Genomic DNA, 15,778 nt, shown 5'->3' with positions numbered 1-15,778 from the left:
CGCCTGAGCACTCCTTGACCGGCGATGGTCAGCCTGGGTCTGTCGTCAGGGCTCGTGGAGTCGCGCACGGCTCCCGGGCCGCGAAGGCCGCAGTGCGCGAACGGGGGGCGGGAGCATGACTGTCTGCACGGAGTTACGGGAGTTACGACGCCAAGGACCAGCGCTCGGTCAGGGCCCGCAATCGGGGGTCCTGTGGTGCGGGCACGAGCGGCAGTGGGAGCGCTTGTGCGAACTGCTCGACCGGGCCGCGGGATCGGGCGGCGGCGGCATCCTCCTGGTGGAGGGACCGCCGGGCGCGGGCCGCAGCAGGCTGCTCGCCGATGTGGCCCAGGCCGCTTCCGCGCGCGGCCTCTCGGTGGCCCGCGGCGCCGCAGACGAGGTGCGCAGCGCGGTGCCGCTCGCACCGCTCGCCGCGGCGCTCGGCGCCGACCTCGACGCATCGGCCGACGGCACCGCGTCCGTGTCCCGGCTGATCGGCCACCTCCGCTCGCACGTGGAGGAACGGCTGCGCCGCGCGCCGACCGCGGTCGTCATCGACGACCTGCAGTGGGCGGACCCGGCGACCCTGGCGGCGCTGGTCATGCTGGTCGCGCGGTTCGCGCAACGGCCGCTCGTGTGGGTCCTCGCGCGCCGCATCGAGGCCGGATCGCGGACGGAGGACCGGCTGTTCCGCCAGCTGCGGCTCGCCGCCGGGGCCGACCTCGTCAGGCTCGGACCGCTGCCCGACCCGGCGGTCCGGCAGATCGCCACCGAGGTGCTCGGCGCCGTGCCCGCACCGGAGCTGATCGCCCTCGCCGACGGCGCGGACGGCAATCCGGCCGCGCTCATCGCGCTGATCGAAGGGCTCGCCGAGGACGGCGCGGTGCACATCAGCGACGGCACCGCCCGGTTCGCACCCCACGCCGAACAGGGCCGCCCGCCACGGCGGTTCGGCCGGCTCGTCCGCGAACGCCTCGACATGGTCGGGCCGCACACCCGGCTGCTGCTCGACGTGGCCGCCGTGCTCGGACCGTCCTGCGCACCGGACGACCTGTCCCACATGCTGGCCGACCCGGTGGCGAGCGTGCTGCCGGCGCTCCAGGAGGCACTGGACTCCCGCATCCTGGTCTGCGAGGGCGACAACGTGGCCTTCCGGCACGAGCTGGTCAGGCTCGCCCTCCTGTCGACGATCCCCGCACCCCTGCGCTGCGCCCTGCACCGGCAGGCCGCGGACATGATCCTCGGCAGGGACGGCGGCCTCCTTTCGGCGGCCACCCACCTCGTGCACGGCGCGCGGTCCGGCGACGGCCGCGCGGTCGACGTGCTCGGCCGGGCAGCAGCCGAGATCGTCGCATCCGAGCCGGGCCCGGCCGCCGAACTCGCCCTGCGCGCCCTGGAGATCGCGGGACCCGCCGAGCCCGCGCCGGACGCCGTCACCGACACCGCCGTCGAGGCGCTCACCCGTGCGGGGCCGCTGCCGCGTGCCGTCGCCCTTGCGACCGAGGCGCTCGCCCGGCCGGTGTCCCCGGACCGGAGCACGTTCCTGCGGCACTGGCTGTCCACCGGGCTGCTGCTCTCGGGCCGCTCCGGCGAGGCGGTGGCCGCGGCCGAGCAGGTCATCGACGGGAGCGCCGCTCCCGCCTGGCCGCACGACGAGGCCCTGGCCAACCGGGTGTTCGGGCAACTGGCACGGGACGGGGCAGCCGCCGCCCGCGCCGCGGACCCGGCCACCGGGACGGACCTCGCCGCCGAAGCGGGCGGCGACTCCGAGTGGCCGCCAGGACGGCTTGCCGCGCTTGCCGAGCTGCGCTGGTCGGCGGGGCGCACCGGCGAGGCCCTGAACCTGGCGCGGGAGGCGGTGAAGCGGGCCGACAGCGGAGCCCCCGCGCCCTGGCATCTGCCGCCCCGGCTGACCCTGGCCACCCTGCTCTGCAGGCTCAGGGAGGCCGACGAGGCGGGCGCCGTCACCGATGCGCTCACCGAAGAGGCACCGGCGTCCGGGAGTTGGGCGCTCCGTGGCGCCTCGATGATCCTCGCCTCCCGTGCCGCGCTGGCCCGCGGCCGGCCCCAGGAGGCGACGGAGCTGGCCACCGCGGGGCTCACGGCCGCCGAGCAGGCGGGAGTGCCGCTGCATGTGCCGCTCGGTCTCACCGTGCTTGCCGAGGCCGCGCTGTGGCGGGGCGAGATCCTCGCGGCCGACGAGCAGGCCGGGCGGCTGCGGGACGCGGCACGGGAGTACGAGGGGGAGGCGGCCCGCATGGGCCGGGTGCGGGCCGACTGGATCACGGCGCAGGTCGCCGCGGCGCGGGCCGACCACGACGGCGTACGTGCCGCGCTCGGCGATGTCCGCCGCGACCCGGGGGCGCTCTCGCGGCTGCTGGTCGACGAGCCGACGGCCGCGGTCTGGCTGATCCGCGCGGCACGCCCCGCGGGCATCCCCGAACTGGCCGACGAGACGGCCGGGTTGATCGCCGTGCTCGCCGCGGACAACCCCGGGGTCTCCGCGCTGCTCGTCACCGCCGCGCACGCCCGCGGGGTGCACGAGGCCGACGCCGGGGCGCTGCGCTGGGCGGTCGACGAGCATCCCGACGCCTGGTCCCGCGCGTCCGCCGCCGAGGACCTCGGCACGCTGCGGGGCGACGTGGACCGGGAGGAGGCCGTCGCCGCCCTGGACCGCGCCATGGCCGGATACGCCCGCGTTGACGCGGGACGGGACGCGGCCCGCGTACGCCGCAAACTGCGCGAGCGCGGGGTGCGGCGCAGGCACTGGACGCACGCGGAGCGGCCCGACTTCGGCTGGGCGAGCCTGACCGTCACCGAACGCTCGGTGGCCGCCCTTGTGGCGCAGGGCCTGACGAACCGGCAGGTCGCCACCCAGATGTTCCTCTCACCGCACACCGTGGGCTTCCATCTGCGGCAGATCTTCCGGAAGTTGGGCATCCGCTCGCGGGTCGATCTCGCCCGGATGGACGCCGACGGGACCGACGGCACCGGAGGCCAGGGGGGCAAGTAGCCGGGGCGTGGCCACCGGTGCCGCACGGGATCCGGTCAGACCACCCGCTCGGCGAGGAGGACGGATGTGGGCATGTGCGGCGCCTCGTGCCGGGAGACGATGCTCAGCCCGGCGGCCGCGAGCATGTCCTGCATCTGGTCGCCGTCGTACACCTGGCCCTCCGCGGTGATGATCAGCATGAGCACCGAGAAGATGCGGGCGACACCCTCCGGGTCGGTGTCGGGGCCGCCGGGCACGAAGTCCTGGACGACCACCCGGCCACCGGGCTTGAGGGCCTCGGCCGCCCGGGTCAGGAGCTCGACACACCTGCGCTCGCCGAAGTTGTGCAGGACGTTGTTGAGCAGGACCAGGTCGTACGGACCGCCGTAGGGCGCGGTCAGGACGTCTCCGCTGAGCTCGGTGACCCGGTCGGCCACGCGCAGCCGTTGCGCGGCGGCCCTGTGCGTGCCAAGGACGTCGGGCCAGTCAAGGAGCGTGACGCGGGCCGCCGGGAACTCCGCGGCGAGCAGGCAGCCGTACAGTCCGCTGCCCGCGGCCAGGTCGAGGATGTCGAGCTCGGGGTGCGATGCCGCCCAGGGGCCGAGCAGCCCGGCCGTGAAGCGGGCGCCCTGCACGGCGAACTGGCCGCTGGCCTGGGCGAATTCCCGCCAGAAGGGATGCTCGTCCTTGGTCTCGGACGCCAGTACGCTGCCGCCCGCGCGGACCGCGTCGGCGAGCCGGCGGTCGCCCTCCCAGAGGTAGTCGTGGGTCTGGATCCGGGCCGCGTCGCCGAAGTAGGTGTCCTTGCCGAAGACGAGATAGCGCTCCGAGACCGGGGTGAGGCGGTACTCGTTCCCGGTCCGTTCGAGCATGTCGATGCCGGTGAGGGCGTCGAGCAGGATGCGCGTCGCGCGCTCGTCGGCCTCGATGGACAGGGCGACGGTGCGGGCGGTGCACGGACCGGTCACCAGCGCGTCGAAGACGTGCAGTTGGATGCCGGCCCGGAGCACCGCCGACTTGTGCACCCCGTTGAGGATCTTCAGGATCGGGGTGGGTGCGGGGGGCGCCGTGGCGTCAGGTCGGGGGGCCGTGCTGGGCTCGTTTCGGGGCATGCCGAGTCTCCTCTGCGGCGGTGCTCGGTTGCAGGACGGGCAGAACCACTTCGTCGACGACGCTCTCGATGGTCCGGTCGTCGGGGGGCGTGCCGTTCATCAGGAAGTGCATGATGATGTGCGCGGGGCCGGTCCGCGCCGCGAGGTCGGTGACGGCCGCGGGGGAGATCTCGCCGTTCTCCGCGGCGCGCCGCATGGCGGCGAGGATCGCCTCCAGGCGCGGCTCCACGAGCCGGGCGCGGAACGCCGCGACCAGTTCGGGGTGGCGCAGCAGATCGCCCATCAGGACCATGGCGGGCGGGCCGATCCGGCCGGCCAGCGAGTCGTTCATCCGGTGCAGTGCGGCGAGCAGGTTCCCGCGCAGGCTGCCGGTCTCGGGCAACTCCTCGGTGACCGGGAGCAGATGGGCGAAGGCGTCGAGGAGCAGCTCCTGCGGGGTACTCCAGCGGCGGTACAGGGCGGCCTTGCCGGTGCGTGCCCGTGCGGCGACGCCCTTGAGCGAAAGCCGGCCGTAGCCCACGGCCGCGCACTCCTCGATCGTCGCCGCGTAGATCTCCTCCTCCAGGGCCGCGCCCCGGCGTCGGGTGCGGACCGGGTGCTCCTGCTCCGTCTCCTGATCGGCCGTCACCCGGCCCCCTTCCTCCTGGGGTGCGCGGCCGGTCCCGGTGTCTGTCGCGGGGGACCTTCGCGCTCTTGTGCTCTCCATGCGGAATGGTTCTACCCTACTAAATAGAGAACCATTTGGTCTACTATTTCGGCGGGTGCCATCCGGTGCCCCCTCCGAGAGGGGTGTATGACCATGAACACGACCGCCCGGAAAGGGCCTTCCTTCCTCCCCGCCATCTCCGTGATCGCCGGCGCCCAGCTGATGGTGGTCCTCGACATCAGCATCGTGAACATCGCGCTGCCGAGCATCCGCGACGATCTCGGCTTCGCCCGGGGCGACCTGCAATGGGTGCTCAACGCCTACACACTGACCTTCGGCGGGCTGCTGCTGCTCGGCGGGCGCGCCAGCGACATCCTCGGCCGCCGCTCCATGTTCATCGCCGGCATCTGCGCCTTCACCCTCGTGTCACTGCTCGGTGGATTCGCCGCGGGACCGGGCTGGCTGATCGCCGCCCGCGCCGCCCAGGGCGTCGCCGGAGCCGTCATCGCACCGACCGCGCTGGCCCTGATCAGCACGACCTTCGAGCAGGGAAAGCAGCGCAACGCCGCCTTCGGCGTCTATGGAGCGGTCTCCGGCTCGGGAGCGGTCATCGGGCTGCTCCTCGGCGGGGCGCTCACCGACTCGCTCGGCTGGCGCTGGGTGCTCTGGGTCAACGTACCCATCGGCATCGCCATCGCCATCGGCGCGTACTACCTGCTGCCCCGTACGGCGGGCAATCCCGGACGCTTCGACATCCCGGGTGCGTTCGCCGTCACCGGCGGTCTCACGCTGCTCGTGTACGGGCTCGTCCGCGCCCCGGAGCACGGCTGGTCGGACGCGTGGACCGTGACGTCGTTCGCCGCCGCCGTGGCCCTGCTGGTGCTCTTCGTCGTCCTGGAGGCGCGCGGCAGCCAGCCGCTGATGCCGCTGCGGATCTTCGCCGACCGGGACCGCGCGGGCGCGTACGCGGTGGCCGTCCTCGTCGGCGCCTCCCTCATCAGCACCCTGTTCTTCCTGGCGCAGTTCGTGCAGGGAGTGATGGGCTACTCGCCGCTGCGCAACGGCGTGGCGTTCCTGCCCAACGCCCTGTGCGTGCTCGCCTTCTCCGGCCTGGCGGCCCGCCTCGTCACCCGGATCGGGGCCATGCCGCTGATGGCGGCGGGCGCCGCGTCGATGGGCTGCGGACTGTGGTGGCTCTCGGACATCGACCTGGACGCCGAGTACGCGTCGGGGCTGCTGCCCGGACTGCTCCTGTTCGGCTCCGGGCTCGGCCTGCTGTTCGTGCCCATGGCCATGACCGCCGTCGCCGCGGTCGCCGAACGGGACTCGGGCCTGGCCGCAGGACTCCTCAACACCTCCCAGCAGGTGGGCGGTTCGGTCGGCCTCGCCTCCCTGAGCACGGTGGCGGCCGACGCCACCAAGGACGAACTGCCGCCCGGCCGCCCGGAACCGGAACAGATCGCCCGCGCCGTCACCGAGGGCTGGTCCACCGCGCTGTCGGTGAGCGTGGGGTTCGTCGCCGTCGCCCTGATCATCACGCTCCTCATGATCCGCGCCAAGCCGCAGACGTTCCAGGCAGCCGATGACGCACGGCCCCGCGAGGAGGCCGAGACGGGCGGCTGAACCGGCGCTGACCTGGCTCCTTGTGTAAGCCCTGGGAGGTTCCTGAGAGCAGGCGTGCAGTCTCGGTCCGTCGGCATATACCCGACGGACCGAAGACCGCTCGACCAGCTTCACGGGGGGAGCCACGCATGGCACGCATCGCGCTGGGCATTCCAGTAGCTCTTGGTCAAGAACCGCGGCTCGCAGGGCTGTTGGCACGACAGCCCGCCGGGCCGGCGCCCGTGGCGACGTTCACCGCCGCGGGCACCGTGCTGCACATCGTCGAGAACGACACCGGCGCGGCGCACGGCCCGACGCCGGACGAGGAACCGAAGGCGGACCCGGAGGCCGAGAGCCTGCTGCGCGAGTGCTGCCGGGTACCCGCGGCCCGCTCGACCCGCGGGTTCCTGCGCGGCACCGTGCTCGTGCGCCGGGCCCACTTCGCCCGGCCGCACCCCGGGCCGCGCCCGCCGCACCGCCGCGCCCTGCTCTATCCCGTACGCCCGGGAAAGGCCGGGGAGTTACGGCAGCTGCTCGCCGCGGGCATCGCGCCGGGCACCTCGAAGCAGCTTTCGTCCGCCCTGGTCAGCAGCACCGTCTACGCCCGGGGCGACACCGTCGTGCGGTTCTGGGAAGCGACCGCCGACGCCGACGAGGAAGTCGGCAACCTCATCCGTGTCGTCCCGTACTCGGGCCTCGGCGCCAAGCTGAACGACCTCCTGGACTTCGACCAGGACCTCACCACCGAAATCGGCTTCCGCACCTTCTTCACGCGCTGTGCGATGACGCTCGCGCAACCGCTCCACCCGCACCCGTCCTTGCCGAGTGGCACCGCCAGGCCCGAGGAGGAAGCGTGACCACAACCCGCGTACCCGTCGTCTCCCTCGACGACGCACCGCCCAACCGCCGGCGCGGCGGCGATCTGCGCACCGTGCTCAGCCCGAAGTCCGTCGGCTCGACCTCCGGCTTTCTCGGAGTGGCGCTCATCGACCCCGGCGACCGCGTCGCGGAGCACTACCACCCCTACTCCGAGGAATTCCTCTACGTCGTCCAGGGCTCGGTCACCGTCGACCTCGACGACGTACCCCATGAAGTCGGCACCGACCAGGGCCTGATGGTGCCCATCGGCATGCGCCACCGGGTGCGCAACACCGGCGACGTACCGGCCCGGATCGTCTTCCACCTCGGACCGCTCGCGCCCCGCCCCGAACTGGGGCACGTGGACACCGAGACGCTGACCGAGGAGGTCAGGTGAGCCCCCGCCAGGCCGTCATCACCGGGATAGGAGTGGTGGCGCCCGGCGGGATCGGGACCAAGGCCTTCTGGAAACTGCTCACCGACGGACGCACCGCGACCCGGCGGATCTCGCTCTTCGACCCGGCCGGATTCCGCTCCCAGATCGCCGCCGAGTGCGACTTCCACCCGGCCGCCGAGGGCCTGAGCCCGCAGGAGATCCGCCGGATGGACCGGGCCGCCCAGTTCGCGGTCACCGCGGCCCGCGAGGCGGTCGCCGACAGCGGCATCGCGGACGAACTCCCCGCGCACCGCACCGGTGTCAGCCTGGGCAGCGCGGTCGGCTGTACCACGGGTCTTGAGCAGGAGTACGTCGTCCTGAGCGACGGCGGCAAGCACCACCTGGTCGACCACCGCTACGGCGTCCCCGAGCTCTACGACTACATGGTCCCCAGCAGCCTCGCCGTCGAGACGGCCTGGGCCTGCGGCGCCGAAGGACCCGTCAACCTCATCTCCACCGGCTGCACTTCGGGGCTCGACGCCGTCGGGTACGGCCGCCAGCTCATCGCCGAGGGCTCGGCCGACGTGATGATCGCGGGCGCCACGGACGCACCCATCTCGCCCATCACCTCGGCCTGCTTCGACGCGATCAAGGCCACTTCGCCCAGCAACGACGACGCCGAGCACGCCTCACGCCCCTTCGACCTCGACCGCAACGGCTTCGTGCTCGGCGAGGGCTCCGCCGTCCTCGTCCTGGAGGAGCGGGAGCGCGCGCAGGCCAGGGGAGCGCACATCTACGCCGAGGTCGCCGCCAGCGTCCACCGCAGCAACGCCTTCCACATGACCGGACTCAAGCCGGACGGCAGGGAGATGGCGGAGGCCGTGCGGGTGGCGCTCGACCGCGCGCGGCTCGACCCCACCGCGGTCGACTACATCAACGCCCACGGCTCCGGCACCCGGCAGAACGACCGGCACGAGACGGCCGCGTTCAAGCGCAGCCTGGGCGCGCACGCCTACGACGTACCCGTCAGCTCCATCAAGTCGATGGTGGGCCACTCGCTCGGCGCGATCGGCGCGATCGAGGTCGCGGCGTGCGCCCTGGCCCTTGAGCATCAAGTGGTGCCGCCCACCGCCAACTTGCACACCCCCGACCCCGAGTGCGACCTCGACTACGTCCCGCTGACCGCCCGCGACCACACCATGCACACCGTCCTCTCGGTGGGCAGCGGCTTCGGCGGCTTCCAGACCGCGATGCTCCTCACGCGTGACCGGGGGAGCCGATGAGCGTACGCACCGCCACCCGCACCGCCACCGCGGTCGTCACCGGCCTCGGCGTCGCAGCGCCCAACGGCCTGGGCGTGGCGCCCTACTGGTCGGCCGTCCTGCGCGGCGAGAGCGGCATCGGACCGCTGACCCGCTTCGACGCCTCCGGGTATCCCGTACGGCTCGCGGGCGAGATCTCCGCGTACCGCACCGAGGAGCACATCCACGACCGGCTCGCCGTGCAGACCGACCGCTGGACCCACCTGGCGCTCACCGCCACCGAAGAGGCACTCGCGGACGCCGGCGCCGACCCCGCCACGATGCCCGAGTACGACATGGCGGTGGTCACCTCGTCGTCGTCGGGCGGCACCGAGTTCGGCCAGCACGAGATCGAGAGCCTCTGGTCGCGCGGCCCGCGCTACGTCGGCGCGTACCAGTCGATCGCGTGGTTCTACGCGGCGACCACCGGCCAGATCTCCATCCGGCACGGGATGCGCGGCCCCTGCGGCGTGGTCGCCGCCGAACAGGCCGGTGCCCTGGACGCGTTGGGGCATGCCCGCCGGGTGGTCAGGGAAGGCGCGCGGCTCGTCGTCAGCGGCGGCACCGATGCCTCGCTGTGCCCCTACGGCCTGGTCGCCCAGCTCTCCACCGGCCGGCTGAGCACCGGCGACGACCCGGAGCTCGCCTATCTGCCGTTCGACGCCCGCGCCCGTGGCCATCTGCCGGGCGAGGGCGGCGCGATGCTGATCGTCGAGGACGCGGAGTCCGCCGCCGAGCGGGGCGCCGCCCACCGGTACGGGGAGATCGTCGGGCACGCGTCGACCTTCGACCCGGCGCCGGGCAGCGGACGCGAACCGGGCCTGCGCAGGGCGGTGATGAACGCCCTGATCGACGCCCGCATGGCGCCCGAGGAGATCGATGTCGTCTTCGCCGACGCGGCCGCCGTGCCCGAACTCGACCGGATCGAGGCCGAGGCGCTCGCCTGGGTCTTCGGGCCGCGCGGCGTACCGGTCACCGCGCCCAAGACGATGACGGGCCGTCTTTACGGCGGTGCGTCCCTTGACGTCGCCACCGCGCTCCTGGCCATCAGGGACGACGTCGTCCCACCGTCCGGCGCGGCGATCGTCCCCCGCCCCGATTACGACCTCGACCTCGTGGTGGGCGAGCCGCGGCCGGGACCCGTACGGACCGCGCTCGTCGTCGCGCGCGGCCACGGCGGCATGAACTCCGCGCTCGTCCTGCGCGAGCCGGCACCGGGCGGCCTGGACTGACGCGTACCGCACCAGCACGTCAAGCGAGGAGAAGGAATGACTGAATTCACCATCGACATGCTCCGCGAGATCACCCGCGGCGGCCCCGACGAGGACGCCGACACCGACTACACCGCACTCGACTACGACTCGCTCGCCGTCCTGGAGATCCAGTCGCAGATCGAGAACGCCCTGGGAGTGACGCTGCCCGACGGAGCGATCGTCACCACGATGACGCCCCGCCAGACCGTCGCCCTCGTCAACGACCATCTGCGGAAGCGGGAAGTGAGCTCATGACCGCGCACACCGACAACAGCATCGTCATCGACGCGCCGATCGAGCTGATCTGGGAGGTCGTCAACGACGTCGAGGGCTGGCCCGGCCTCTTCAGCGAGTACGCGTCGGTCGAAGTCCTCGAACGCCGGGGCGAGACCGTCCGGTTCCGGCTCACCATGCTCCCCGACGAGCAGGGCAAGCAGTGGAGCTGGGTGTCCGAACGCACCACGGACCCCGCCACGCACACGGTGCGGGCCCGCCGGGTCGAGACAGGGCCCTTCGAATTCATGGACATCTTCTGGGAGTTCACCCACGCCGACGGCGGCGTGCGGATGCGCTGGGTGCAGGACTTCCACATGAAGCCAGAGGCGCCGGCCGACGACGCGGCCATGACCAAGCACATCAACCACAACTCCGCGATCCAGATGGAGCTGATCCGCGACCGGATCGAGGCCATCGCCCGCTCGCGGACCGCATCGGACGCCGGCGGAAAGGAAGAGAACCGATGAACACCACCTTGATCGTCGCCCGGATGAAGCCAGGCAGCGAGGCCGACATCAGCAGGCTGTTCGCCGCGTCCGACGCCACCGAACTGCCCGACATCGTGGGGGTGCGCGAGCGCAGGCTGCTCACCTTCCACGACCTGTACTTCCACCTCGTACAGACCGAGGACCCGCTCTCGTCGACGCTCACGCCGCAGCACGACAACCCGCTGTTCACCCAGATCAGCGAGGCCCTCGACGAGTTCATCACGCCCTATCAGGGGGCCTGGGGCAGCGTCGAGAAGGCGTCAGCCCGGCAGTTCTACCACTGGCAGCGAGGCGTCGGCGTGGTCAGCAGGCCATAGCGGGCCCGGCATCTGATGGGCCGCCACGACAAGGGAGATCAGCGTGACCAACACTCCGAGCGCATACGACGTCGTCGTCATCGGCGGCGGACCGGCGGGCTCGACCACCGCCGCCCTCCTGGCGAGGGAGGGCCACCGGGTGCTCCTCCTGGAGAAGGAGAAGTTCCCTCGCTACCACATAGGCGAGTCCCTCATCCCCGGCTGTCTCGGGGTGGTGGAGGAACTAGGCCTGTGGGACCGGCTCGAACAGCTCGGCTTCACCAAGAAGTACGGCGGCACCCTGCTGTGGGGCGCCACCGACGGCACCTGGGACTTCCGGTTCAGTGACGGAAGCGGCTATGACTACTCCTTCCAGGCCCGCCGCGCCGACTTCGACGCCCTGCTCCTGACCCGCGCCAGGGAACTCGGCGCCGACGTCGTCGAAGAGGCCACCGTCAAGGACATCCTCTTCGACGGGGACCGCGCCACCGGCCTCCTCTACACGGTCAAGGGCCGCGACGAACCGGTGCGGATCACCTCCCGGATGATCGTCGACGCCTCCGGCCAGGGCCGGGTGATGGGCCGCAGGCTCGACCTCGTCGAGTGGCACGAGGACCTGCGCAACGTCGCCGTGTGGAGCTACTTCCAGGGCTGCGGACGGATCTCGGAGGAGAAGGCCGGCGACATCGTCGTCGAGAACATGTGGCAGGACGAGAACCCGCCCGGATGGTTCTGGTTCATTCCGCTCAGCGACGGCACCGTGAGCATCGGCTACGTCACCCGCACCGCGCTGCTCAAGGAGTCCGGGCTCAGCACGGACCAGCTCTTCGAGAAGGAACTCGCGGCATCGGTGGAGGTCCGCAAGCTGACCGCGGACGCCACCCGGGTCAGCGCCTACCGCACGCTGCGCGACTGGTCGTACGAGTGCAACAAGTTCCACGGTCCGGGCTGGGCCATCGTGGGCGACGCCGCCGCCTTCGTCGACCCGCTGTTCTCCACCGGCGTCACCCTCGCCATGCGGGGCGCGCTCTCCCTGTCCACCGCGGTCGACACGGCGCTGCGCGAGCCGGCGAAGGAGGCCGAGCTGCTCAAGGAGTACGAGGACAACTACCGCACGTTCCTGGGCCACGTCCTGGACTTCGTCCGCTTCTTCTACAACGTCAAGATGCGCAAGGAGCAGTACTGGGAGGGCGCCCAGGAGATCGTCGACCCCGAGCGGAAGATGCCCCCGAAGATCGACTTCGCCGCTCTGCTCTCCGGCATCACCGGCCAGGCGCCGAGCGAGGAGATCCTGCGCGAGGCGAAGCTGAGGAGCGAGCAGATACAGGCCAACCAGCCGTGATGAGCGCGATGCCCACGGAGCGGCTGCTGCTGGCCGCCGCCGCGCTGCTGTTCGCCGTACGGGCGGTGCATGTCCTGGCCCGGCGGATCGGTCAGCCCGCCGTGGTGGCGGAGCTGTCCGTGGGCATCCTGCTCGGCCTCGCCCTGACCGGCGGCATGGAGCGGGAACTGCTCACCGCGCCGGTCCGCGAAGGGCTCGCCGCCCTGGGCGGTCTGGGGCTGCTGCTCTTCCTCTTCGAGACGGGCTGCGCCACGGGGCACGGTCCCTCCCCGCGGCACGGGCGGCGGATCCTGCTGATCGGCGGCGCGAGCTTCCTGGTGCCGTTCGCCGCGGGGGCCGCGGTCGCCGCGCTGCTCGCCGACGCGTACGGCCCGGGTTCCGGACGCTCCGTCGCCTTCGTGCTGTTCCTCGCCACCGCGCTCGCGGTGACCGCGCTGCCCGTACTGGCCCGCATCATGTCGGACCTGGGCCTCGCGGACACCCGCCTGGGAGTGACGAGCATCGGCAGCGCCGCCGTGTGCGACGCGCTCGCCTGGACGGTGCTCGCCGTGGCCCTTGCCGTGGACGGCAGCGGCGAACTGAGGGAGGGGCTCGCGGGCCTTGCCGGCTGCGCGCTGTACACCGCGCTGCTGCTGACCCTGGGCCGCCGCCTCCTTGTGCGGCTCGCCACGGCGCGCGGACCGGTCGCGGCGCATCCGGCGGCCGCGCTGCTCGCCGCCGGGATCCTGCTCTCCGCATGGGTCACATCGCTGCTCGGTGTGCACGCAGTCTTCGGGGCGTTCCTCCTGGGCTTCGCCCTGCGCCCAGTGGGAGACGTCGATCCGCTCGGCCCCGCCCGCGCCGTGCTGCGCCCCGTGGCGGCACTGCTCGCACCGCTGTACTTCGTGGTCAGCGGCATGGCGGTGGACCTGGGCGCGGTCGCGTCCGAGCTGTGGCTGCTCGGTCTGCTCGGCGGGGTCGCCCTCGCAGGGAAGCTCGTCGCCGCGCTGGGGGCCGGTGCCCTCAGCGGCATGAAACCGCGCGAATCGCTGCTGCTCGGCGCGGTGTTGAACACCCGGGGCGTCACCGAGCTGGTGATCCTGTCGATCGGCTTCGGCAACGGCCTCCTCGGCGCGGAGCTCTTCGGCACGCTGACCGTGTTCGCGCTGCTCGCCACGGCACTGACCGGACCCGTGCTGTCCCGCTGGGGCCCCGGGAGAACCCCGGGCGCCGAACTCGCCCCGCCCGTATCCCTGTTGAGAGGAGACGAAGATGGACCTTGGCCTGCAAGGCCGGGTGGCGCTGATCACCGGCGGATCGACGAACATCGGCGCGGCGACGGCCGTGGCATTCGGCCGTGAGGGAGCCAGGGTCGCGCTGACCTACCGCAGCCGTGGCGAGGCCGCCGAGAAGGTGGCGCGCGCCGTGAAGGAGGCCGGCGGGCGGGCGATGGCCCTGCCGTACGACCTCGCCGACGACGCGTCCGCGCGGCGCACCGTCGACGCCGTGCTCGACCGCTGGGGCACCCTCGACGTCCTGGTGAACAACGCGGCGTCCTGGGAAGGCCCACCGCCGGGACCCCACTCGCCGCCCTTCGAGGACGGCACGGACTGGGAGCCGGTGCTCGACGCCAACCTCACCGGCCACCTGCGGCTGCTGCACCACGCGCTGCCCCGGCTGCGCCGCAGCTCCGCGGGCCGGGTCGTCAACGTGTCGAGCATCGTCGCGGCGCGCGGCGCGCACGGCACCACGGTGCTCGCCGCCGCCAAGGCCGGGCTGCACGGCGCAACCCGCTCCCTGGCCTGGGAGTTGGGGCCCGACGGAGTCCTGGTCAACGTGGTGATGCCCGGCCTCGTCCTGGACGGCAAGGACGAGGCGGAGCGGGCCGGGCTCCCGCCGCAGCTCCTCCAGGAGGTGCTGCGGGAACTGCCGACGGGCCGGCTGCCGCTGGCCCGGCACGTGGCGGACACCGTCGTCTTCCTGTGCTCGTCGGCGAACGGCGCCATCACCGGCGAGGTGGTGCGCGTCACCGGCGGCGCGTGACAGGCGTACGCCCGTCAAGAGACCGACTGCCCAGTACCGAATCCCTGCTTGACCCTCTGAGAGAGACGGAAGAGCCATGTCCGCAAATGAGTACGCACCCGAACTGGCCACCGCGGCGCGCGTGAAGGAACTGGCGATGGGCCTCTGGGTCTCCGCCATGATGATGACGGCCGTCCGGCTGCGCGTGCCGGACGAGATCGGCGACAAGCCGGTCCCCGCCGAGGAGTTGGCCTCCCGCCTGGAAGTCGACCCCGGCGCCCTCGCCCGACTGCTGCGCGCGCTCGGCACACACGGAGTGTTCAAGGAGACCGACGACGACGTCTTCGCCCACACGGACCTGTCGCGGGTCCTGCGCGAGGACGACGTGAACAGCGTGCGCTACCAGGTCCTGTGGACGGTCGCCCCGTGGACCTGGCAGACCTGGCCGCACCTGGAGACCGCCGTGCGCACCGGGGAGCGCGTCTTCCCCGACCTGTACGGCAAGGAGTTCTTCCCCTATCTCGCCGAGGACGCCCCGGAGTCGGCGGAGATCTTCAACCGGGCCATGACGCAGTCGAGCGGCTTCACCTCCGCGATGGTCGCCGACGTCCTCGACGTACGGGGAGTGCGCGAGGTCGTGGACGTCGGCGGTGGCCGCGGGCATCTGCTGCGTACGCTCCTTGAGCGGAACGCCTGGCTTGCCGGGGTGCTGTACGACCTGCCGGGCGTCGTGGCCACGGCCGACCCGGCGCTGCGCACCGGCGGTGAACTCGCCGACCGGGCAAGGGTGGTGGGCGGCGACTGCGTGGAGCGGGTGCCGCCGGGGGACCTGCACATCCTCAAGAACCTGCTGGAATGGGACGACGACCGCACGGTGGCCACCCTGCGCAACGTGGCCGACGTGGTGCACCCCGGCGGCCGGATCGTCCTGGTGCAGAACCTGGTCGACGACAGCCCCGAGCCCAAGGTGACCACCGGCATGGACCTGATGCTGCTGCTCAACGTGGGCGGCAAGAAGCACACCCGGCGGCATCTGACCGAACTCCTCACCCGGGCGGGCCTGGAGGTCGTCGACGTACGCCCCACAGCGAGCAGCCTCTTCATCATCGAGGTGGCCCGCATCGGAGCCTGACGCTGCGCGGGTAGAGCCGTGAGGTGCGCCGTTGCTCGTCTGCGGCTGCCGTCGTGGCTGGTTGCGCAGTTCCCCGCGCCCCTTCGGGGGGCGCCTAGCACCCGGGGCCGGGCCCGGGGGGGGT

15 protein-coding genes are annotated in these 15,778 nt (G+C 72.4%); 13 read left to right on the top strand and 2 right to left on the bottom strand.

The annotated features are described in order from the left end of the window. Nucleotides 1-115 precede the first annotated feature (115 nt). Nucleotides 116-2,992: an ATP-binding protein gene (locus ACFWY6_RS10140; protein ID WP_384687740.1), complete on the top strand. Its 2,877-nt coding sequence runs from the start codon at nucleotides 116-118 to the stop codon at nucleotides 2,990-2,992. 35 nt (nucleotides 2,993-3,027) lie between these two features. Here ACFWY6_RS10140 and ACFWY6_RS10135 read toward each other — a convergent pair whose 3' ends face one another. Beyond that, complete coding sequence (locus ACFWY6_RS10135; protein WP_384687739.1) at nucleotides 3,028-4,083, bottom strand: methyltransferase; 1,056 nt, start codon at nucleotides 4,081-4,083, stop codon at nucleotides 3,028-3,030. Further along, the gene (locus tag ACFWY6_RS10130) at nucleotides 4,046-4,711 is read right to left on the bottom strand and encodes a TetR/AcrR family transcriptional regulator (RefSeq protein WP_384687738.1); all 666 of its coding nucleotides are present in this window, start codon (nucleotides 4,709-4,711) and stop codon (nucleotides 4,046-4,048) included. The genes ACFWY6_RS10135 and ACFWY6_RS10130 overlap by 38 nt, the downstream gene beginning before the upstream one ends. A gap of 171 nt (nucleotides 4,712-4,882) precedes the next feature. Between ACFWY6_RS10130 and ACFWY6_RS10125 the strand changes: the two genes are divergently transcribed. The 12 genes from ACFWY6_RS10125 (at nucleotide 4,883) to ACFWY6_RS10070 (ending at nucleotide 15,654) form a co-directional block, all read left to right on the top strand. Then, entirely contained in the window at nucleotides 4,883-6,352 is a 1,470-nt protein-coding gene (locus tag ACFWY6_RS10125; protein ID WP_384687737.1) for an MFS transporter, read from the top strand. Nucleotides 6,353-6,480: 128 nt separating this feature from the next. Next, entirely contained in the window at nucleotides 6,481-7,188 is a 708-nt protein-coding gene (locus ACFWY6_RS10120) for a SchA/CurD-like domain-containing protein (protein WP_384687736.1), read from the top strand. Further along, nucleotides 7,185-7,586 carry a cupin domain-containing protein gene (locus ACFWY6_RS10115; RefSeq protein WP_384687735.1) on the top strand — a complete coding sequence of 134 codons (402 nt, stop codon included), beginning with the start codon at nucleotides 7,185-7,187 and terminating at the stop codon, nucleotides 7,584-7,586. Before ACFWY6_RS10120 ends, ACFWY6_RS10115 begins: the two co-directional genes overlap by 4 nt. Further along, entirely contained in the window at nucleotides 7,583-8,848 is a 1,266-nt protein-coding gene (locus tag ACFWY6_RS10110) for a beta-ketoacyl-[acyl-carrier-protein] synthase family protein (RefSeq protein WP_384687734.1), read from the top strand. Before ACFWY6_RS10115 ends, ACFWY6_RS10110 begins: the two co-directional genes overlap by 4 nt. Next, complete coding sequence (locus ACFWY6_RS10105) at nucleotides 8,845-10,098, top strand: ketosynthase chain-length factor (protein ID WP_384687733.1); 1,254 nt, start codon at nucleotides 8,845-8,847, stop codon at nucleotides 10,096-10,098. Before ACFWY6_RS10110 ends, ACFWY6_RS10105 begins: the two co-directional genes overlap by 4 nt. Before the next feature lie 36 nt (nucleotides 10,099-10,134). After that, nucleotides 10,135-10,374, top strand: a complete 240-nt coding sequence (locus tag ACFWY6_RS10100) for an acyl carrier protein (RefSeq protein WP_361815651.1) — start codon at nucleotides 10,135-10,137, stop codon at nucleotides 10,372-10,374. Beyond that, the gene (locus ACFWY6_RS10095; RefSeq protein WP_384687732.1) at nucleotides 10,371-10,862 is read left to right on the top strand and encodes an SRPBCC family protein; all 492 of its coding nucleotides are present in this window, start codon (nucleotides 10,371-10,373) and stop codon (nucleotides 10,860-10,862) included. The genes ACFWY6_RS10100 and ACFWY6_RS10095 overlap by 4 nt, the downstream gene beginning before the upstream one ends. Beyond that, on the top strand, nucleotides 10,859-11,200 hold the full coding sequence (locus tag ACFWY6_RS10090; protein ID WP_360772621.1) for a TcmI family type II polyketide cyclase: 342 nt from the start codon (nucleotides 10,859-10,861) through the stop codon (nucleotides 11,198-11,200). Before ACFWY6_RS10095 ends, ACFWY6_RS10090 begins: the two co-directional genes overlap by 4 nt. 43 nt (nucleotides 11,201-11,243) lie before the next feature. Beyond that, complete coding sequence (locus ACFWY6_RS10085; RefSeq protein ID WP_360772623.1) at nucleotides 11,244-12,521, top strand: NAD(P)/FAD-dependent oxidoreductase; 1,278 nt, start codon at nucleotides 11,244-11,246, stop codon at nucleotides 12,519-12,521. Continuing rightward, nucleotides 12,521-13,861, top strand: coding sequence for a cation:proton antiporter (locus ACFWY6_RS10080; protein ID WP_384687731.1), 1,341 nt, complete (start codon nucleotides 12,521-12,523; stop codon nucleotides 13,859-13,861). Before ACFWY6_RS10085 ends, ACFWY6_RS10080 begins: the two co-directional genes overlap by 1 nt. Then, nucleotides 13,773-14,543, top strand: coding sequence for an SDR family NAD(P)-dependent oxidoreductase (locus ACFWY6_RS10075; RefSeq protein ID WP_384687730.1), 771 nt, complete (start codon nucleotides 13,773-13,775; stop codon nucleotides 14,541-14,543). Before ACFWY6_RS10080 ends, ACFWY6_RS10075 begins: the two co-directional genes overlap by 89 nt. 76 nt (nucleotides 14,544-14,619) lie before the next feature. Beyond that, nucleotides 14,620-15,654, top strand: a complete 1,035-nt coding sequence (locus tag ACFWY6_RS10070) for a methyltransferase (RefSeq protein WP_361815668.1) — start codon at nucleotides 14,620-14,622, stop codon at nucleotides 15,652-15,654. The last annotated feature ends 124 nt before the right edge of the window (nucleotides 15,655-15,778 follow it).

Origin of the sequence: Streptomyces sp. NPDC059037 (genome assembly GCF_042740015.1) — a bacterium.
Classification (GTDB): Bacteria; Actinomycetota; Actinomycetes; order Streptomycetales; family Streptomycetaceae; genus Streptomyces.
The sequence above is the reverse complement of the archived record's forward strand: the minus strand, read 5'-3'. Positions and strand labels throughout refer to the sequence as shown.